This window comes from Neobacillus sp. DHD-1R, from assembly GCF_057747995.1.
Map to the genome: position 1 here is coordinate 5,053,061 of NZ_CM173232.1, position 19,933 is coordinate 5,072,993.

Genomic DNA, 19,933 nt, shown 5'->3' on the forward strand with positions numbered 1-19,933 from the left:
AGGTTGTTTTTCCGGTCAAGCGATTGTCTTTTTGATTAAATTTTCCCACAATTCATGTGACTCTTCCCATATTCCGGTTGGAAGGCTTTGATGGTACAAATATTGTTCATATAAAACGGTTAACCGTGTCATCTCCCGGGTGGAAAAGAACGTATCAATATAACCCGCATAGTTACGAAGAGTCTGATGATCTTTTCGTTTTAATCCGTACCGTTCTAACTGCTTTAATAAAATTAAATATGCAGTGCCAATATTTTCATCCTTTTTCTTGAATCTGTATAGCAGCAAGACCCCATAAGGTATCCATTTTCCACGATACCGGTAAAGAATGGCTGCAATCCCCGCCAAAAGGACAATAAGGAGAACCGACTGCTTCCAATGGCTTTTCACACGATTCCAGATGTTGTTCAAATCAAAGGAATTTTTAGCATCAGTCGATGGACTGACATCCTCCTTCTTTTTCTGCTGCGGTTTTTCCACAGGCGGTGGAGTGGTTTGCTGATTAGTGGATGATGAATTCCCTTTTACATCGTAATTAATCTGGATCTCATTAGAAAAACCTTTCGTCGGTTCAAACGGTACCCAGCCTTGATTAGGCAAAAAGACTTCTACCCAGGAGTGAGCATTATTGTTGGTTACTTCGTAAAACTGCTTCGAAGCATCCTCAGAACTATATGATTGAAAATTGCCGCCCGTATATCCTTTTACCCAACGAGTAGGAATGCCAATCGTCCTTAGTAAAACAGCCATCGAGGTTGAAAAATTATCACAATAGCCCCGTTTGGTTTCAAATAAAAATTGGTCGACATAATCGTCATTCGCTCCAGGCACCGCGACATTTTTTTGATCATACCTATAATCGGCGTTTCCAAAATACGCTTCAATGGCCTTGGCCTTATCAAACCAATTGCTTTTCCCGGCTGTTATTTCTTCTGCCAGTTTTTTAACTCGGGGCGGCAAATTCTCCGGCAGGCTTGTATATCTTTCATTAAATACGGGGTTCATGTCTGCCGGGAATTCAGTTGTTTTTACTAAATCCGTTGCATTGTATTTAGGAATTTCAAAGTCAACTGAAAAAAATTTGGGCACGACTGGATCTTGGCTGCTATTGTAAAAACTAATTCTCTCGATATTGGTGTCAACCATGAAACGGTTACCCGCCTGGTCAGCAGGCTGAATTTCCAAGACCTTATTGATACCGGCAGGATACATGAGATAGTTGTAGTTATAACTCCCATGAATGATGACACGGGCAGATTCCTTTATGACCGCGACTGCGTCTGGAAAAGTAGTGATTGGAACAAGATCGTCCTGCTTAAATTCAACGGTTCCACCCCCTGAAGCTAACCAGCCCTTACCGGTATACATATCCTTGGTTTCCATCTTCCAATAATTCTTCCCATTTCCTTCGTAGGCAAAGACGGGTCGGTCATCGCCAAGAAACGGACCGCCTAATGCTTCATCATTTGTCCCATAACCAATACGGTGTGGACCAGCTCCCGTCTCTTTGGAACCAGCATTGTCGTTATTGGCCGTTAAATAGGGGATCGGATCCGGCCAAATAGGGGCTGCCTTAGGAGCAGCAAATCCCACTAATACACTAAGGACAATCATTCCCGCCAGCGGCATCATCCATTTTCGAAGGAAAGAAACATCATATTCAACCTGTTCCTTCTGGATGATTCGGTAAAATGTCAGCATTCCCATAACAGCAAAGCCCGCTGCAACAGTTCGTACAATTGCTGCTGTTGCACTATAGGGTGTAAAGGTATCTAGTACCGTAATATAAATGATTGTCATAAAGAAAAAGGTAAAAATCCGCTGCCGTTTTAAGAGCCAATACTCGATTAAATACACCATTAACCAAAGCAGGATGAAAAATAACAGCGTCCGGAATTCATTGGAAAAATCATTCCACTGCCTGCCCAAAAGCAGCCCCAAATTATCGCCGATATCTGTGATGAATGCTTTCAACCAGGTAAGGTGAAAGAGCCCTTCCTCATAATAAAAACGATGGATGAAAAATAAGATAAAAAGCAGTTTAATGATAAATGACCAAAGCCCTTTTACACGTAAAAAGGAAACAGCAACGGCCATAAACAGAAAGACACTAAACGTTCCGAGATTACTCGTATCGGTTAACTGTTCCACCGGTCTTAGCCATTCCCACAAAAGAACTAAGCTGAGCGTATATAAAAGCAGCGACGGAATATTTCGTTCCATTACCGTAAACTCACCTCCGAAAAGGCAGCTTTATGATCGCCCTCATGAACCATGACGATCCGTACTCCCCGGGCATTGGCAATCGCTATTAGCGAGCGTTCATTTTCTGTTGGCGCTTCCTTTTGACCCTTAATGACAAACAGGGTGATCGTTCCTTTTCTTTGCCCCAAAAAGCTTGCTTTTTCAACCACGGGTTTCGATAATTGGGCAGTAACAAGTAAAAATGAAACAGTTTGTTGAATAAAAAGTCCCTCTGTCTCTAGGACCTTTTCAAAGGGTTTTAAACTTTTCGCCTCAATTTTAGCTAGATGATAAAAAAGCTGTCTTAGCTGCTGTTCCCCGCCGCTAATCGGGAACGATACTCTTTCTTTACTTATGGTTAATAAACCGGTTTGAGCTCCTTTTTTTAAAATGGCCCTTACTAACGAGGCGGTAAAGGAAACGACGGATTCAAACCGCCCATCCGGCACACAGTCCATGACAACAAACACATCATGGGATTGGCGCTGCTCAAATTCCTTCGTCATAATTTCGTTCCGCTTCGCAGAGGCCTTCCAGTTGATCCAAGAAAAACGATCTCCCGGCTGATAATCCCTTACCCCAACGGCCATTGAAGTATCACGCTGGACACGTTCCCTTGAAGCCGTAAGTCCTTGGTCATATTGATTTTCAAATGGTTGGTATACAAGCTCTGAATAAGCTGGGTAAACCATAATCTTCCCTTTAACTTCAAAGATCTTTTCTTTTTCAACTAAACCAAGCGGGTCACCAATTCGTAATGTAACGGACTCAAAAAAATGTTCGCCCCGCGGCAGTTCATCAATGATATAGTCATAGGAAAATTGTTTTTTCAGTCCAGGCAGGATCAGTGCCCTTGCTTTTTTTAGCTGCGGGACAAATTTCAATGGTTCTGCTAAATCATCTTCCACAAGTAAATAAAATAACGGGAACGCTTTTGACCTTTTTATATGTACCGTTACTTGCAAGGGCTCCCCGGCATTATAATCTGACTTCAGCAGTTCCCTTGTTACTTCGAGCTCATTTAACGAATAGAAAGAGAGCGCTATGCAGTAAATGGCAAAGGGCAGAAAGCTATAGAATAAAAACCAGCTGACAAATCCCCCTTGGAACATGGCATACGAAAACGTTAATAGAATCAAACCGAGTAAGGTGATAAACTTCCATGCTTTTCGGAATGGAATCAATAATTTTTTCATCATTACCTCACAAGCCTTTTAACCGGTACAGGGACTCTTGCAACCACTTGATGAATAATTTCCTCAGCGGAAATCCCTTCAAATTTGGCCTCGGATTTCAAAATAATCCGATGCGATAACACGTATGAAGCTAAATATTGAATATCATCTGGGAGCACATAATCGCGGCCATACATAAACGCATAGGCTTGGGCGGCTTTCATAAGAGCAATCGAACCCCGCGGGCTTGCCCCAAGATAGACACTGCCATGTCCTCTGGTACGGTTAACGATATCAACAATATAACGTTTAATTGTATCGTCCACATAAACATCTTTCATTTCGGTTTGCAGGTCCAGAAGTCCTTCGAGATCCACGACTGGAGTAAGCTCTTCAATCGGCTGCACCTTTTGGGCCCGGCTGAGTACTTCCATTTCCTCCAGTACATCCGGATACCCCATTTTCATTTTTAACAAAAATCGATCCAGCTGGGCTTCCGGAAGCGGGTACGTCCCTTCATACTCAATCGGGTTCTGTGTAGCCATAACAAAGAATGGTTTTTGGAGTTTATGGGTCACACCATCAATTGTGACACTCGCCTCTTCCATTCCCTCTAGCAGCGCAGACTGAGTCTTCGGGGAGGTCCGGTTGATTTCATCGGCGAGAATGATGTTGCCCATCAGTGGTCCTGGCCGAAATTGAAATTCCATTTCTTTTGGATTATAGATGGAGACACCCGTTACATCGGATGGCAATAGATCCGGGGTAAACTGGATTCTCCGAAAGTTTGCATTCACGGACTTTGCTAGGGCACGGACCATCATTGTTTTCCCGACACCAGGTACGTCCTCCAATAGCACATGTCCCCCAGCAAGCAGGGCAACAAGACTCAATTCAGCCACATTCCGTTTTCCTATCATTACTTTTTCAATGTTAGCTATTATCTTTTCAATCGTGGGATTCATGTGTTCGTGGGACAAGGTGATTCCTCCTTGGACGGTTGGTATGAAACCGATTTATGACATTCTATCTATGTATTCTCTTTTAACTGGAAAAATCCTGTTAATAAGTCACACAATCTTCAAAACGTGCGTAAATAGTAGACAGGTTTCAATAAAAAAAAGCCTCATATGGAGGCTTGTCATTTTATTGCTGTGATTTATTGAAGAGCTGTTAACGTCAATTTTTGACCCCTTTTTCCTTCAAGTGTTAGGGTTACTTTTTTTCCTTGATGATTAAATAATTCATTGATTATGTTACCTGATGCTTTTGCGGCATATGTACTGCCATCCGATGTGATAAAACGGAAGGTGCCCTCAGGCTCTACACCTGCTATATGAGCTTCTACTTTGATAAGATTAGCAGATGAGGCCGTTGTAGCAGGGATATTGATCTTTTGACCTATTTTCAACTTTGCTGGGTCTACAGCCGGATTTAGTTTTTGAATCGATGATACAGAGATTCCTAATGCTTTACTGATTTTTGTAAACGTATCACCTTTTTTAATCACATAAGTGGAAGAACTTGTAGTTGGTGGTACACTAGCACTAGCATTTGCACTAGCATTGACCGTTAAATAGGCTGCACTAACAAACGCGGCTTTGCCTTTGAAATTAATCTGCGCCCAGCCATTAACCACTGCCAGCACTGACACACGCTCATTTGATTTTAATGAACCTAGTACAGCACTGTTTGTTGAAGCTTTTTCTCTCACATTTAGCGATGTTGCCTTTATCACCATTGTTTTTGCTTGACTTGTTGTGGCTGAAGCAGGTTGAGCTTGTGCAAGGTAAGCAGTGCTCACGAAACAAACCCGCCCTTTGATCAGGATACCAGCCCATCCGTTTTCTACGAATGAAACCTTAACAATCTCTCCTTTTTTAACTGTTCCAATAATACTGCTTGACGTGTTCGGTTGAGACCGGACATTTAATGTTGTCGCTGTAACCATTCTGTCTTGTACTTTTGGTAAAAGAATTTTTTTACCAGCAATAGATGATAGACCATTGGCATCAAGGATTTCCTGAGCGGTGACCCCATGCTTTGCCGCAATCTGTTCAATCTTTTCGCCACTTTTCACTTGATACGTGTATTCTTCAATGAACGCTGCATTTGCATTGCTTGCTAAAAAGCCAAGAACGACGGTAAAAATGCCCGTCACCACAAGCTTTTTTACAGGATGTTTTTGAATCCACTCGTTAACCTTGGCCGTATATGTATTCAAATTGTCATGGATATCTTTTAGGAATCCCTTTATATCTAATACATTACGAATATCAAAAAGATTGACACCTTTATAAAATTCACGTTTTTCCATTCTTGACGTGAAAACAGGTACACTTTTTGTTGACTTGCTTTTTCCGTACGTTTCTTTCCGACTTGGTGTTAATTCAGGTACAAATATTTCTGTAGACATAAATAACGATTTCTCCCATTCTCTTTTTAAAGTATTTACGTTGATGTGACCTGTCTTGTTATGTATGTATTTCGATCGGGGTACATGGTCCCTGTAAAAATATTCTCTCTTTAGTAAAATTCGATGATTTTCATCATTTTACGTCGCATTTTCGAGTTTTTTCTACAAATAATTGAAAACCGTCTATTTTTCATAGATGTAGTTTTTTAGTACTAAGCTTTATTAAGCTCCCTCATGGACCGTAGAACAGTATTAAATTAAAAAAAGGATGAATCAATGGAAAGCTTTCGCCTTCTTTGATTCATCCTCAGTTCTTTAGTATCGGGTTACGCACGGCTTTTAAAGGTTCGGCGCGTTAAAAGTATCTCCGCCCTCTATGGTGCCGTTCTCGAACCCTCTATTAAACCAGCGCATGCGCTGCGCGGAGGTTCCATGTGTAAAGCTTTCTGGAACAACATAACCCTGTGCTTTTTTCTGGATATTATCATCCCCAACCGCATTTGCAGCTTTGAGGGCCTCCTCTAGATCACCTTGTTCAAGGTATCCCTTCCCTTGAGCATAGTGAGCCCAAACACCTGCCAAATAGTCAGCCTGCAATTCAAATCGGATGGAGTACTCATTGGTTTTCTGCTCTGCCCGAGAAACGCGTTCGCCACTGTGCAAAAGGGTCTGGACATGGTGGCCTACCTCATGAGCGATGACATACGCCATCGCAAAGTCGCCGGGTGCCTGGAATTTTTGTTTCAATTCCTCATAAAAACTTAAGTCAATGTACAGCTTGTGGTCACCTGGACAATAAAACGGACCTACCGCCGAACTGGCCGATCCACACGCCGATTGAACGCTGCTTGTGTATAAGACAAGCTTAGGATTTTCGTAGGTCAGTCCTCTTTTCTTGAATTCACTTGACCAAACATCCTCTGTATCAGCAAGGACTACCGATACAAAGTCCGCCAGTTCCTTCTCTTGAGCAGTTTCTTTGTAAGGTGTGCTTGTATCCGAATTAGGAGTCGATGTCATGTTGTTTAGTATGTCTCCAGGGTTGCCTCCGCCGAACAGCGTAAGAAGGAGAACGATAATGATACCGCCTATCCCGCCCCCAATCACGGTTTTGCCCCCCATGCCTCTTCGGTCTTCAACGTTAGAGCTCTCCCGTCTTCCTTTCCATTGCATTGTTTTACCCTCCCTAAAATCATGATTGCAAGTAATTAACCAATTAATATATCCATAGTGTTATACCCAGATTAAGAGAGAATTAAAATGTATTTATTCTGGAAATTTTAGACTTTATACCCTGTTGATTTTAATCATTCATTCGTTCCAATATATTTAATACCTTTACAAAACTCATTTTTACTTCTTTACCGTTACAATCGAATATGATTTCATCTATTTTCATGTTTATAGAATTCTTCAATACTTGATATAAACTATTAATTCCCACAGAGGCAGCAAATTTACTTTTAAATCCATATCGTAAAGATTCTTCTTCACAGTCCTCCTGATTTTCATACACTTTAATAGCACCCTCGATTTGAAGAGGAGAAAAATCATTAAACATTAGTTCCTCTCCTGTTGTTTCTTTTGCTGGAATGATCCATAACTTTTTATTGCCATATTTCATTTGATTAAACAGATTCATAATTTTATATTCCTGTTTTTCTAATACAGGATGTTTGCCCACCGAGATGAGTGAAGTATTTACCAAATCATATATAGTAGTTACAAGAGTACTTTTCCCCTCGTCTACAATTAATCCACTTATACCGGAAAACATGGCATTAAACGCAAATACGGTTAATTCTTCAATTGTTACCTTCTTATATAAAGCAAAATCATCCTTTTTCAAGTTGTAATAATTGATATATTCTTTTGCAATTGATTCTTCAGTGAATAACCAAATGGTAGGAATATCTTGATAACTAAGACCACAAAAAATAGGCGCGGTACCATCTTTAATACTTTCGAAAGATGATTCTTTTCTTACAATCGTATATAAATCTTTTGATTTTACGATATCTGTCATAATTTCTTCATATAAGGAATGATATTGTTCTGACACTGCATTATAATTATTTGATAGAGCAATTTTTTCCTGTATTGTCATCCAATTCTCCACCCTTATTCAAACTTCTCACTATCTAATACGTAAGACTCCTCTAATGTCACATCTTTTCTTGAAGTTGCTTTCCTTAAGTAATCTTCTTTCACATAAATAAGTTGATAATCATCATTTGGGTTCAGCTTTTTCGTAAACAAGTCCCGGTCTAGCGCATTTAAACGGCATTCCCTTCCGATATTTGAATCGACAGTCACGATTTCAATCTCCATACTGTCCCTATAAATACCCTGAACAAAAAATTCATGATTTTTAAATCTGGCCATAAAATATTCACGATATAACTCTGTTAAGTCATCCATTTGGACTTTCATCTTAAATAATTTTTTATTATAAGGGGATACTTGAAACCCTTCTGCAGGTCGATTTTTAGTCAAAAATATTTCATTAGCACTTTTTATGGCTTCATATTTTTTTCCTTTAAAGACAGCTACTTCCCTATCCATGATATCACCCTAGTACTTTATTTTTTTATTATTCTTCTATTGGTATAAACCGTTTACCATCAAATACCGCAATTAACTCTTCTCTACCATCTACTACTCTAAACATCTTAGCACCTTCTTGGATGTTAGCCCGAGCATAATCCTTCACTTGCCATTCAGGAACGATGGTGCCATTTCTTCCTCCCAAAAAGCCATTATGTGTACAAGGATATGCATCCTTATTTGGTCCATAGAATTCTGTTCCATATGGAATATCTATCAAATTATCCGATACATCATTGTATTTAAACCGAATCACCGCATATGAATCACCATCATCTGGATATGTCCTAATAACAACTCCATTTTTTTCGTAGGTATAATCTAACCGCAGCGTCTCCAGCGTTTCCTTATAATTACCTGTTGCATTGGCGACATCTTCATACTTTGCTACATATCCAGCAACTGTTGTATATGGATTTTCCTTCTTTAGATAGCCATCAACGGAGTCAACTGGAATTACCTTACTCATTAGGGTGTCTTCTGTTGGTTTTTCTACAGACTCCCGAAGGTAAAAGATTAAATTCATTTCGCGGTCTGTTAATTCTGATACTGGGGTAAGTTTAATCCGTTGGAATTCTTCTATACTTATATTATTTTCCTGTAAAACCTTTAAGATATTTTCTGAGATTTTTTCCTCAGCATGATCCGCGACCTTAGGGCTTCCACTTCTAAAGTTAACCCCATCAATACGACTCAGCACATCTTTCAACTTATTCTCCACCGCATGGGTATTCTCAACAGGGATGTGGACCTTCCCGGTTTCACCCAATTCCTCTATCGCCAATCCCATTTTTCGAGATGTGCCGATGTTTTTCGCTTGTGTTATAGCAGAGTCGACTAATCTTCCTGCTTCCAGTGTATCTTTGGCAAGTTTATTTTTCATTACATTGGTTTTATCTATTATTACCGATGAGGAATTTTTCAACCTTGAGACCGATTGCTGTCCAGCAGTTTTGACCATGTTATCGATATGGTTCATTCCTTCAGAGAAACTCGCCTTAACGCCTGGCCGCAGCCCTATTCCTCCGATATTCTCACCAAGATGGGCGAGCCGGACGGTACTAGAGAATTTGGTCAGGCCGCTAACGCCAGGAACAATATCCAATGGAGCCAATAAGCCGCGGAACCACCGTTCGCCCGTCCCAAGCTCCCGGCCTGATACCCAATCCTTTCCGGAAACAGCTGAACTCAATTCCATTGCACCATAGGCTGCCCCTAAGGCCAAGCCTGCCGGCGGACAGATGAGTGTGGCCCCCACAATGACAACTAGCGCTCCAATTTGCACCCAAAACTCCTTGTTTTCTTGTTGATTCCGAATCGACTCATACTGGAAGGCATGTGTATTTAGAGCTGCCTGCTGATATTCTACTTGAGATAAGTCTTGGTCTGGATTAAGCTCTTTCCAGGCATCAAATTCTAGCTTCATTTGCGTTGCATAGAAATTATCGCCAGTCAACAAATCATCAAGGCTTACTTCCGTTTTAGGTACTACCAAAGATTGTGCTGGACCGTATTCTGTATAAACAAACTGAGTCTCCATTGCTCCAACCCGATTTGTTGTCGTATAGTTTGAAATCGTTAAATCCCGCATCGCTTCGACAAAAGCATCCATATCTTCATAGAATGGCTGATCAATGGTGCGGTCGACAATGTCCCCGACCTTGCCTATGAAACTATGTAATATTTCGAAATCTTCATAAAGTCCTTGGTATTTGCTTTTTTGACTTGTGTGATGAAATGTTATGACCCCATCACTATCATAGTTCGCGATGTCAGACTCGGCATCCTCTAAATTATCGCTTAGATCTTTCAGATTATCGATCATTCCTTTGCCCCAGCGCCCAAGACCAATTAAATCTCCGATCCCATCCTTCATCTTTTCCCAGTCCGAAGGGATATATTTTACATCCATTCAATAACTCCTTTTTTAGTTCTATTTAATAAAAATGACCTTATTCAGCTTTAAAAAGGTCATTTATCTATATTAAAACTCTTCTTCCCATGCTTCTTTTGCATCCAATAATCTTTGTGATAAAAACTCATAAAAATTCTTTGCTGTATTGTAGTCATCAAGTCCACCTGGTCTATTCCAAGCTATTACTGGGCACTCACTATTTTCCATATTACTAATATCTAAACAATAAGCATATTCCCCAATATCTTCAATAACTACTAAATTCTCACTCATTCCTAAATCCCTATAACTCTCCGTTTCAATAACAACAGAAGCTATATTAGACTTAGCCACTCCTAAAATATCTACACCAAATAACCCACCAGAGCCATAATTAGTTAAAAACCACTTATAACTTTCTGGCAATTCTAACTGTAGGGTATCTTGAACATAATCAACCTGTTTTTTATCTACTCCGCCAGTAAAGTCATCTGATTCCATATTTATCTTAATAAAATTGGTTAATTCCTCTTTATTCATTTAAAACTCCACCACATCTATTATTTCACTATTTTGTGTACTAAATTATCAATATCAGCTGGCACATCAAACTGGGATCATTAAATGTCCACCATCATCATCCGATAGTCTATCTTTCCACCAACAGTGGCTCATGCATATTTATTCTATCTGCTGTTTTAAGTTCCTAAAAAACCCTAAAAACATCCCATGACCATCTTTAATACTTGATCCTTTACATCTATATCAAAAATAGCCCCTTCTACTTTTGCCCCCGTCCAAACGACATTATCAAGTTTGGCACCCGTAAAATTTGCCCCTGTAAAGTCACTATTACATAGGATAGCTCCTGTTAGGTCTCCACCTGCAAAGTTAGCATTTTTAGCATCTATATCAGATAAATTAGTACCCATAAGAGTTGCACCTTGAAAATTACAATCTTTAAGATTTGCACCGCTAAAATCTGCTCCAGAGCAACTTACTTGTTTAGCATTGATTCCTGATAAATATACATTGCGTAGGGTAGCATTCATTATGGTTGATCCAATTAGCTCACCATCACAAAAATCAACCTCGTCAAAACAAGTTTCTACACACATACTTATATTTAATTTTGCATATTTCATATTAGCATTATAGAAGTCTGCCCCGCTTAGGATGATTCCAAATACTTCATAAAACCTCGAAAAGCTAAAATGCAAATCGAGGTTTTTTATCTAAATTACAAGTATTCTACTGCGCCTAAAAACTCTAAATTACTTGTATTAATTGCGGTTATTTTTTTAACTCCCTCATATTTAAAGTTATAGAGAAGAATTACAACATTATAATTATCTTGCAACTGTTCACCACACACTGACGAAAGTTTAGAAATAATAACGTCATCATAAGAGAATCCTTCTAATAATCGACTAAGCAAGTTATCGGCCTCATCATAAAACTCCGCTTCTCTAACAGCATCGTCATACCTCTCAATGTTAAAACTACGGGCAAATATTGATGGTATAAAATCCCCATCTTCTGTATAAGAAATTTCAAGTAAATTGTCTAATTCCTCTGACGAGTTAATATTCCCTACCCACAATGATACAAATCCTTCTTTTTGCATAAACTACCTCCTATTTGGTTTCAATCCATCTGGCAGTGCGTCAGAACCACCCTCAAAACGATAATCTGCCCAATTTTGTAAACGCCGTTTAAACATATCATAATCTTCAGATGTATCAATTAGTTGTAACAGCTCATTATGTGCTATTGTTGAGCCCTTTCCACCATGTTTCCCAGTTGGATTAACAAACTTCGTTTCACTTATCAGTGTTCTCATTTCTACAATTTGTTCGGCAGTTACTCCCCAGTATTTGAAAGTATCAGCTCGGGAAACCAAGTGCCATTCGTGCATTCCACCAGGATGACGCAATCGGTCTTTAATTGACTCTCTTAGATTAGGGTCTGACCATACTCTATCAAATTCTTCCGTAGTTAAGGAATTAAACCAGTTTCTAAATTCCCCATTTCTTACTGATGGTACAGAGTCAAGAGTTTTACCCGTACCCTTAGCGCTCTCAATATTGATACCTTTAATCCTACTAAGAAAATCACTTAACGAATTCTCAATTGCGTGGTTATTATCTACAGGGATATACCCCTTTTCACCTGTAGATAATACCGCTAGTCTTTCTTTGGAAGGGATCGTGGTTTTCATACCCGTGATTACTGTGTCCGCAAATCTGCCTACTTCAATTGTATCCTTTGCCAGCTTATTTTTTGCAACATCGGCGGTTTCTTTTATGGCAGACGAGGCATTCTTCAATCGTGTCACCGACTGCTGCCCAGCAGTTTTGATCATGTGATCAATATGAGTGACTCCTTGATGAAGTCCCGCTTTAACACCCGTCCTTAAACCTAATTGTCCGATTGAATCACTCACATGCGCAAGACGGATGGTGCTGCTGAATTTGCTTAAGCTGCTCACCCCCGGAACAATGTCCAACGGAGCTAATAAGCCGCGGAACCAACGTTCTCCCGTCCCAAGCTCTCGGCCAGAGACCCAATCCTTGCCTGTAACTGCTGAACTCAGTTCCATTGCTCCATAGGCCGCTCCTAATGCCATTCCTGCCGGAGGGCAGATGAGGGTTGCGCCCACAATAACGACTAAAGCACCTAACTGTACCCAGAATTCCTTATTTTCTTGTTGATTACGGATTGATTCATACTGGAACGCACGGGTATTAAAGGCCGCTTGCTGATACTCTTCATGGGAAAAATCTTGGTCAGGATTTAGCTCTTTCCACGCTTCATACTCCAGTTTTATCTGACCTCCATAGAAGTTATCACCGCTGAATAAATCATCCATGCTGACTTCTGCTTTGGGAACGGTAAAGGATTGTGCGGGCCCGTATCCACCGTAGACAAACTGTTTTTCAGTGGCCCCAATCCGGTTTTTCGTCGTATAGTTGGAAATCGTTAAGTTTCGCATCGCTTCAACAAAGGAATCCATGTCTTTATAGAATGGCTGATCAATCGTACGATCGACAATATCTCCCACCTTACCTGCAAAACTATGCAATACCTCGAAATCCTCATACAATCCTTGGTAATTGTTCTTCTGACTCGTGTGATCAAAAGAGATAACACCATCACTATCATATTTCGCTATATCAGACTCGGCATCCTCTAGGTTATCAGTTAAATTTTTTAAATCATCAATCATGCCCTTGCCCCAGCGGCCTAGACCGATTAAATCACCAATCCCATCCTTCATCTTTTCCCAGTCTGACGGGATGTATTTTACATCCATCAAATCATACCCCCAGTTTGGCAATGATTTGTTCAGCAATCGCTTGGTCTGCTTGCATCATTGTATTGAGAATATCAATCACCAATGCAGCAGCGCGGGAATAATTGTCGTGTAAATCCATAACCTTCTGGTTTGCTTCGGCATAAACTTCCATCGCTTTTTTAGCCTTACCTTCTTGGTAATAGTCGAGGTTCGCCAATTTTTCAATGTTAGGAGCAGCATTGGTCTCTAATTCTGTCACAATTCCTTGTAAAAATTGATAAATCGTGGTTATTTCGTCCGGATTAATATTAATAAGAAGACCTGCACCGCCCCCATCACCTGCCGCATTATGCATATGACCTTTCCTCCTTATAAGGGAATTCCAGTTCATCAAATAGGACTTTTAAGAACCAATATTGACTAGCATGATAATATTTCTTATTCACAGTATCGACCATCATTAACTTCTCGTCTTTGGTAAAGATAAGCCACTGCTGATAATAGTGCCAATTAAATTGATCTCTATGTTCCTCCTTAAGATGGAAGAATTCTAGATTCATAAACATTTGGTCAGGCTCAAAGCTTTCAATCTCACGTCTTTCCTGGTTTGATAATTCTTTTTTCAAAAAAGTTTTTTCCTTTTCTGCAGGCTCTCTGACAATGAGAGGAAATTGTCCACTTAATATTTTTAGCATGATGGCCTTAGAGGTAACCCGAAGCTGATAGTGTCCTGGTTCTTCCGTTTCCACCAGGACAATCAGCTCATCACTTTTCTTATCTCTAAAGGCAAACATTAAGTTATTAATGCGAACATACTTCTCACTTTGATGGTAAAACTCAACGGTTTGTATGATGATGGCCCCATTTTTTGTGATTTTACCATCCGCTGTGATGATTCCCTTTTCCATCAGCCGCTCATGAGCCTCTTTAAATACATCCTCACCCTTCAACTGAAAAATTTCTTTTTCCAGCAAGCCAAAAAGGACATTTCCGCCAAAGGCAGCTGCTAATAAATACAATTCTGGGGCTGTAAATACGTCTGTAGATAACCTCATCCAAGATTCCTCACTTCTCTGACTGAAGGATCCTGTAGAAAATCGTCGAAGTAACCCTCAAGATTATTTAAGGCTTTCGTCTGTTTGGCAACTGCAGATTTCATATCAAGATGATACTTCTGAATAATTTCAAGATAGGTTAAAAAAGAATCCCTTGATTTTCCACTCCATTCTGCAGAATGAAGGTACGAAATCAATTGTTCACATTGGTCAAATGTCTTCTCAATCGATTGTTCTAATGCCTTTGCCGCTGCCTTCGCTTCATTTACTTTATCCCCGTCAATTCTAACGCTCCCCACTGGTTAATCGCTCCAATCTCTCCTGTAGCTCTTTCAATTCTTTTTCTCTTCTGGCTCTTTCCGCTTCTGCTTCTTGAATGGCCAAATTTTTATAATAAACATATCTTTCATAGGCCTGATTTTTTGCCGCAACAAGTGATGCCCGCTTTTCTTGATCTGCCTGGAAATACTGTTTTAGTTTCTCAGTCACTTCTTCGCGGCTTTTTTCAAAATCATTTGAAGGTATCTTAGTAGTAGATAGATTCGCAATCGTACCAAGATAAGAGCTGTATGACGCGTTTGCCTCTGAAACCTTATGATCGTGTTCTGATATGGCCCTCTTGAGTTTTTCATACAGCTCGTAATACTCTTCTCTTTTTCTCTCCGTTCCACTTTTAAACCAATTAAACACTGACATTCACTTCCTCTCTTAATGGGTAAGGAGCAGCAATTTTGATCTTTTCAGCTTTGCCATGTTTAATGTAATAGGCTTCATAAGGAAGTAAATTTGGCTCTTTATATGGCCGATTCAAGACTTCTAGAATGTTTTGCTCAGTGATTCTTCCAATCAGGACTCCAGTCTTTTGTTTCTTAACTATTGTCGCGAGATCATCGTACTGTCTTTCTAAGGCACCATGTACAGCTCCAACTATAAAGTGAATTCCTACCCTTGACCCTGTTTCAATAAGTTTTGCTAGTGACGATTGTGCTGTAAATGACATCGATTCAATGATGAATGACACATCTGTTAGGAGTACAATCATTGGACGAATTTCTTTCAGAAAATCCTTCATGGTCGCGCGGCCGCCCGTTGCCATTTGCACTTGACGGAAGGCATCTTCTCTTGTTTCAGATAATTGCTGTAGCTGCTCTACAAAATCATCCATTTGCAGCGTATTGTCCGCATAAATATTCACATTTTCTTTAAATGCTCTAAACCTTGACGAAGCATTGTCGATTAAACCGACGTCGATGGATTGATTGACTGAGATACTTGCAATCAGTGTTAGATACGTTTGTTCAACGGCATCGATTCGATCACTCAAAATTAATGTGGTTTGATCGTTGATAACACTTAATTCCATCGGTTCAACCTTTTCAAAGTCAACAGCAAACGGGATACCGCCCTTGCTTAAAAGGGCTTTTGTCTCCTGTTTATTGATAAATTCTTTAAACACAATGGCTTCAGGAACCATCGGAATCGGAGCGGGAACCTTCCCTTTCCAAGCAGCCCGCATTTCTTGGCACTCTTCTTGGAGTCTTTTAATAATGGCGAGTGTATCTTCGCCTTTTACTGGAAGAGCAGTTTGGAATGAGGTTGGATGCTCTAATTTAACTAAGCCGCGTCCAGGCACTTCTTCAATTGTTAAATCTGTTCTTCCAACAATATTCCGTGCTTCCATTCCGTCAATTAAAAATAAGGAAATTTGATGTTTGATATTGGCAAGCAATGGGGCTCTCATTACACTTTGACGCCCAGCACTAATCACAAGATGGATTCCTACACTGACACCTTCTCTAGCAATTTGAGCAGCAACTTTTTCAAATTCGTCACGATAAACCGCATCTGTGATGGAGTCAAGCGTATCAATGAGTAAAAGAATCGCAGGAACTTCTTCCCCGCTTGCTTGCTCATACATGTGCATATTGGCTACACCATATTTACTTAATTTATGCTTTCGTTTTTTTAACTCATTTTGCAGACGGCGGAACAGCTTTCCAAGCTTGATTTCCTCATCGACCATAATCGTGTCCGCCACATGCGGCAGATCCTTCAGTGGCAGTAAACCATTTGTTCCCAAATCAATCAGATAGATATGGATTCTTTCTGGACTATGATGTCTCGCAATATTCATCGCCACACTTTGTAAGAAGGTTGACTTTCCATAGCCAGGACTGGCAAAGACGGCCATATGTCCATCCTTGGAAAGGTCCAATGTGAGTGGTGATTGCTGCTGCATTTCTGGAATATCTAGAAAACCGAATGTTACTTTTAGAGATGTTTTAGCTTCATACCAAGCCTTTCGATAATCGACACCGTCCAAATCAGCGAGAAAAATCCGTTCTCCGAGTGGTGGCAGCCATGGGCGCGGAAGTTCCGCAATCCCTGTTTCTTTGGCATAGGCATGAATATACTCCACCACCGCATCGAGCTCTGTTGGCACTTTTGTCATTTCCTTCTTAAACGATAAACCACTTAAATCATCGGAGAGGACATCATATTGACCAAGATCATTAATGGCGTAAACGGTTGTATCCAGTAAGTCCTGTTCGTTTTTATTTGGAATATAATCCGCGCCGCTCCAGGCACTCTGGAATAACTCATATATTTCATTGTTGCCAACCTGCAAGTAGGCACGGCCAGGTAACGTAATGTCCGCTGCATCTGGTGTTTTCAAAATTTCAGTTGAATCACTGGCATTTTGCACTTTAAGCGCCAGTTTGAATTTGGAATTGGACCATATTTGGTCATCGACCACACCACTTGGTTTTTGTGTGGCCAGAATGAGATGAATCCCAAGTGAACGACCGATGCGTGCTGTGGAAACAAGTTCCTTCATAAAGTCCGGCTGCTCGGATTTAAGCTCGGCGAACTCATCTGATATTAAGAATAAATGCGGCATCGGCTCACTAGCCTCACCTAATTTAACTAGTTTTTGATATTGATTGATGTGGTTGACATCATGTTCATTAAATAAACGCTGGCGTTTTTGTAATTCGGCTTTAATAGAAGCGAGTGCGCGCATTGATTGGGCACCGTCCAAGTTTGTAATCGTTCCTGCTAAATGCGGGAGATCTTTAAATAAATTCGCCATTCCACCGCCTTTATAATCAATTAAAAGAAAGGCGGCTTCGTGCGGATGAAAGTTTACCGCAAGTGAGAGGATATACGACTGAATGATTTCCGATTTCCCTGAACCAGTGGTACCCGCGACTAAACCATGTGGTCCATGTGCTTTTTCATGGAGGTTCAAGTTGACAATATCCTCTTTTCCCCGCATCCCGAGCGGAACAGCGAGGCTTTTATAGGTTTCATGTTGAGTCCAGCGCGACTGAATACCAAGCTCCTCCACTTTCTCAACACCGTACATTTCAAGGAATGTCACGCTCTCTGGAATGGAGTTTTTTAAATTTTGTAAATGATTGAGCGGTGCTAAAGCACGTGATAGATCTTCTTTATTAAAATCGTTTGGAATCCGATCAGGTATAAATTTTCGGTTGACCAATTCTCCTTGCTCAAGAATCATCTTTCCACTCGCGGCATCCCGAATATCGATGACTGTCTTCACATGTTCTGGCAGTGACTGCATCACATCTTGGACAAATACCAGCGAAACACCTAATTCACTTGGATCTTCATTAAAATATTCCATTACTGAATGATCTAAAATCATTTTTTCATCTGTAATGAAGACGACAAAATGGGGCGAGAAATAAAGTTTTTCATGTTTATTGCTCTTCTCATCGACTGCCAGCTTACGTTCTTTTAAAATCTGATAAAGTGAGTTTAGGACTTGATCGTGGGAACGTTCGTGATAGACAAATCCCCTTACGTTTATATCTCGTAAGCTTGCGTGCGGGAGCCAGCGCATCCAGTCCCATTTCTCCTTTTCCTCTTCCGGAAAAATAGTGACAAACTGGACATCATGGTAACTGTGGAATAAGGCCGCCTGCATCACCAGCAATTGCAGCTGTTCAAGGACAAGATGACGCTGTCCGATATAACCAACCGGACCTTTCATTAAGGAAGCGGCGACCGGCACATCCTCTAATCTGAGATACTGTGACCGAAGATTGCGCGCCGCATCCACTAATTCATCCTTTACAAGGGTAAACTCTTCGTCATTGAATTCAACTTCAAAGCTCAAATCAACTTGCCCCACTCCAACTCGGTACATAAGAAAGTCATGATGAAAAATCGTCTTTTCATAAATACGAGAATCGACTTTCATGGCCATAACCCGTAATTGCTCCACATGTGGAAAATGATATTGCAGGGCATGACGCTGTTCTTCACTGGCAAGATATAATTGCTGAGTCTTCTGTTTCAAGTAATCTCGGTAACTGGTATCCCGTTCCTTTGTATCCAAGCGGTATTGCTTCAAGCTTTTTACATAGGTAGTAATTGAGAAAATGACCGTTGTTATCGTCATAGCAAGCATGATGATGATATAAAACCCGTTTGACATAAAAATGGAGACTAAAACCATGGCCGCAATCATCACCAGCGGAGGAACAATAACACGTGCCAACTGTTCACTCGGCTTTCCCGGTTTATTGGAGGGTTTAGCAATTTTCTGCTTTTCCTTTGGCTCACGATAAATAATCCGTGGTGAACGATGATAATCAGGATACTGACTACTGAAACCATGCTCCAGTCCAAACAAACGAACCAATTTCGTTCCGCTAAATAATTCTCCCTCCAGAACTTCCAGGTCATCCTTTCCAATCTTGACCATTATTCCGGCAAAAAAAAGGTGGTCCCCTTGTTCCAGAACTACATGTCCTGTTGTACGAATAAAGTTATGGTAGACCTCCCCGTCATAGATTTCGAGTTTAAAAGGTGCTCCCAATTGCTCGCGAATGAGTACAAGGTCGGTAGATGTATTTTTAATCCTGACATCATCGAAATCATTAGCACCAAATGTAACACTAAACTGCTGTGTAGTATCATATCGACACCACTCATTTTCTTCAATTAAATAAAGACGAATGGGGTCATTCTGCTGTTGTAAGGTTAGGCATTCATTTATCTGAAGCTGCTGTTCGCCGATTATGCATGAAGCACCGTCCCAATTAATCTTCAACGATGAATGCAAATCTTTAAAGGTAATCGTGTTAGACCAATCATTTCCGACGGTCACGCTCTGTGGTTCATTGATTATTAAATGGCATTTATGCAATTGATCTTTAAAACTCAGCAGTAATAGTCGTTGTGCCATCCTTCTCTCCCTCTCTACACACA

Annotated in this window: 16 protein-coding genes and 1 pseudogene; all 17 read right to left on the reverse strand. The window is 40.4% G+C overall.

Going from position 1 to position 19,933, the window contains the following annotated elements; translation table 11 throughout:
• Positions 1–15: 15 nt before the first annotated feature.
• Complete coding sequence (locus AC3ANL_RS24845; RefSeq protein WP_488326974.1) at positions 16–2,223, reverse strand: transglutaminase TgpA family protein; 2,208 nt, start codon at positions 2,221–2,223, stop codon at positions 16–18.
• On the reverse strand, positions 2,223–3,443 hold the full coding sequence (locus tag AC3ANL_RS24850) for a DUF58 domain-containing protein (protein WP_488326975.1): 1,221 nt from the start codon (positions 3,441–3,443) through the stop codon (positions 2,223–2,225). Before AC3ANL_RS24850 ends, AC3ANL_RS24845 begins: the two co-directional genes overlap by 1 nt.
• Entirely contained in the window at positions 3,443–4,384 is a 942-nt protein-coding gene (locus tag AC3ANL_RS24855) for an AAA family ATPase (protein WP_488329831.1), read from the reverse strand. Before AC3ANL_RS24855 ends, AC3ANL_RS24850 begins: the two co-directional genes overlap by 1 nt.
• 194 nt (positions 4,385–4,578) lie before the next feature.
• Entirely contained in the window at positions 4,579–5,835 is a 1,257-nt protein-coding gene (locus AC3ANL_RS24860) for an SH3 domain-containing protein (protein ID WP_488326976.1), read from the reverse strand.
• A 339-nt stretch (positions 5,836–6,174) separates the two neighbouring features.
• Positions 6,175–7,008: a KPN_02809 family neutral zinc metallopeptidase gene (gene ypfJ, locus AC3ANL_RS24865; protein ID WP_488326977.1), complete on the reverse strand. Its 834-nt coding sequence runs from the start codon at positions 7,006–7,008 to the stop codon at positions 6,175–6,177.
• Between the two features lie 130 nt (positions 7,009–7,138).
• Positions 7,139–7,942 (reverse strand): hypothetical protein, encoded by an 804-nt coding sequence (locus AC3ANL_RS24870; RefSeq protein WP_488326978.1) that lies wholly within the window; start codon positions 7,940–7,942, stop codon positions 7,139–7,141.
• A gap of 14 nt (positions 7,943–7,956) precedes the next feature.
• On the reverse strand, positions 7,957–8,400 hold the full coding sequence (locus tag AC3ANL_RS24875) for a hypothetical protein (RefSeq protein ID WP_488326979.1): 444 nt from the start codon (positions 8,398–8,400) through the stop codon (positions 7,957–7,959).
• A gap of 28 nt (positions 8,401–8,428) precedes the next feature.
• On the reverse strand, positions 8,429–10,354 hold the full coding sequence (locus AC3ANL_RS24880) for a hypothetical protein (RefSeq protein WP_488326980.1): 1,926 nt from the start codon (positions 10,352–10,354) through the stop codon (positions 8,429–8,431).
• 72 nt (positions 10,355–10,426) lie between these two features.
• Entirely contained in the window at positions 10,427–10,876 is a 450-nt protein-coding gene (locus AC3ANL_RS24885) for an SMI1/KNR4 family protein (protein WP_488326981.1), read from the reverse strand.
• Between the two features lie 176 nt (positions 10,877–11,052).
• Positions 11,053–11,559 (reverse strand): annotated as a pseudogene (locus AC3ANL_RS24890) (pentapeptide repeat-containing protein); the annotation flags it as partial.
• Between the two features lie 17 nt (positions 11,560–11,576).
• Positions 11,577–11,963: an immunity 22 family protein gene (locus AC3ANL_RS24895; protein WP_488326982.1), complete on the reverse strand. Its 387-nt coding sequence runs from the start codon at positions 11,961–11,963 to the stop codon at positions 11,577–11,579.
• Between the two features lie 3 nt (positions 11,964–11,966).
• A complete protein-coding gene (locus AC3ANL_RS24900; RefSeq protein ID WP_488326983.1) occupies positions 11,967–13,652 on the reverse strand; it encodes a hypothetical protein in 1,686 nt (561 codons plus the stop codon).
• A gap of 4 nt (positions 13,653–13,656) precedes the next feature.
• Positions 13,657–13,989 (reverse strand): hypothetical protein, encoded by a 333-nt coding sequence (locus tag AC3ANL_RS24905; protein WP_488326984.1) that lies wholly within the window; start codon positions 13,987–13,989, stop codon positions 13,657–13,659.
• Positions 13,982–14,689 (reverse strand): DUF5081 family protein, encoded by a 708-nt coding sequence (locus AC3ANL_RS24910; protein WP_488326985.1) that lies wholly within the window; start codon positions 14,687–14,689, stop codon positions 13,982–13,984. Before AC3ANL_RS24910 ends, AC3ANL_RS24905 begins: the two co-directional genes overlap by 8 nt.
• Positions 14,686–14,988 (reverse strand): WXG100 family type VII secretion target, encoded by a 303-nt coding sequence (locus AC3ANL_RS24915; protein WP_488326986.1) that lies wholly within the window; start codon positions 14,986–14,988, stop codon positions 14,686–14,688. Before AC3ANL_RS24915 ends, AC3ANL_RS24910 begins: the two co-directional genes overlap by 4 nt.
• Positions 14,975–15,385 carry a chorismate synthase gene (locus AC3ANL_RS24920; RefSeq protein WP_488326987.1) on the reverse strand — a complete coding sequence of 137 codons (411 nt, stop codon included), beginning with the start codon at positions 15,383–15,385 and terminating at the stop codon, positions 14,975–14,977. Before AC3ANL_RS24920 ends, AC3ANL_RS24915 begins: the two co-directional genes overlap by 14 nt.
• On the reverse strand, positions 15,372–19,910 hold the full coding sequence (essC, locus tag AC3ANL_RS24925; protein WP_488326988.1) for a type VII secretion protein EssC: 4,539 nt from the start codon (positions 19,908–19,910) through the stop codon (positions 15,372–15,374). The genes AC3ANL_RS24920 and essC overlap by 14 nt, the downstream gene beginning before the upstream one ends.
• Between the last annotated feature and the right edge of the window lie 23 nt (positions 19,911–19,933).

Bases quoted from the DNA above. Each gene is read 5' to 3' on its own strand.
- AC3ANL_RS24845 (WP_488326974.1), bottom strand. From the start codon at position 2,223: ATGGAACGAAATATTCCGTCGCTGCTTTTATATACGCTCAGCTTAGTT.
- AC3ANL_RS24850 (WP_488326975.1), bottom strand. From the start codon at position 3,443: ATGATGAAAAAATTATTGATTCCATTCCGAAAAGCATGGAAGTTTATC.
- AC3ANL_RS24855 (WP_488329831.1), bottom strand. From the start codon at position 4,384: ATGAATCCCACGATTGAAAAGATAATAGCTAACATTGAAAAAGTAATG.
- AC3ANL_RS24860 (WP_488326976.1), bottom strand. From the start codon at position 5,835: ATGTCTACAGAAATATTTGTACCTGAATTAACACCAAGTCGGAAAGAA.
- ypfJ (WP_488326977.1), bottom strand. From the start codon at position 7,008: ATGCAATGGAAAGGAAGACGGGAGAGCTCTAACGTTGAAGACCGAAGA.
- AC3ANL_RS24870 (WP_488326978.1), bottom strand. From the start codon at position 7,942: ATGACAATACAGGAAAAAATTGCTCTATCAAATAATTATAATGCAGTG.
- AC3ANL_RS24875 (WP_488326979.1), bottom strand. From the start codon at position 8,400: ATGGATAGGGAAGTAGCTGTCTTTAAAGGAAAAAAATATGAAGCCATA.
- AC3ANL_RS24880 (WP_488326980.1), bottom strand. From the start codon at position 10,354: ATGGATGTAAAATATATCCCTTCGGACTGGGAAAAGATGAAGGATGGG.
- AC3ANL_RS24885 (WP_488326981.1), bottom strand. From the start codon at position 10,876: ATGAATAAAGAGGAATTAACCAATTTTATTAAGATAAATATGGAATCA.
- AC3ANL_RS24895 (WP_488326982.1), bottom strand. From the start codon at position 11,963: ATGCAAAAAGAAGGATTTGTATCATTGTGGGTAGGGAATATTAACTCG.
- AC3ANL_RS24900 (WP_488326983.1), bottom strand. From the start codon at position 13,652: ATGGATGTAAAATACATCCCGTCAGACTGGGAAAAGATGAAGGATGGG.
- AC3ANL_RS24905 (WP_488326984.1), bottom strand. From the start codon at position 13,989: ATGCATAATGCGGCAGGTGATGGGGGCGGTGCAGGTCTTCTTATTAAT.
- AC3ANL_RS24910 (WP_488326985.1), bottom strand. From the start codon at position 14,689: ATGAGGTTATCTACAGACGTATTTACAGCCCCAGAATTGTATTTATTA.
- AC3ANL_RS24920 (WP_488326987.1), bottom strand. From the start codon at position 15,385: ATGTCAGTGTTTAATTGGTTTAAAAGTGGAACGGAGAGAAAAAGAGAA.
- essC (WP_488326988.1), bottom strand. From the start codon at position 19,910: ATGGCACAACGACTATTACTGCTGAGTTTTAAAGATCAATTGCATAAA.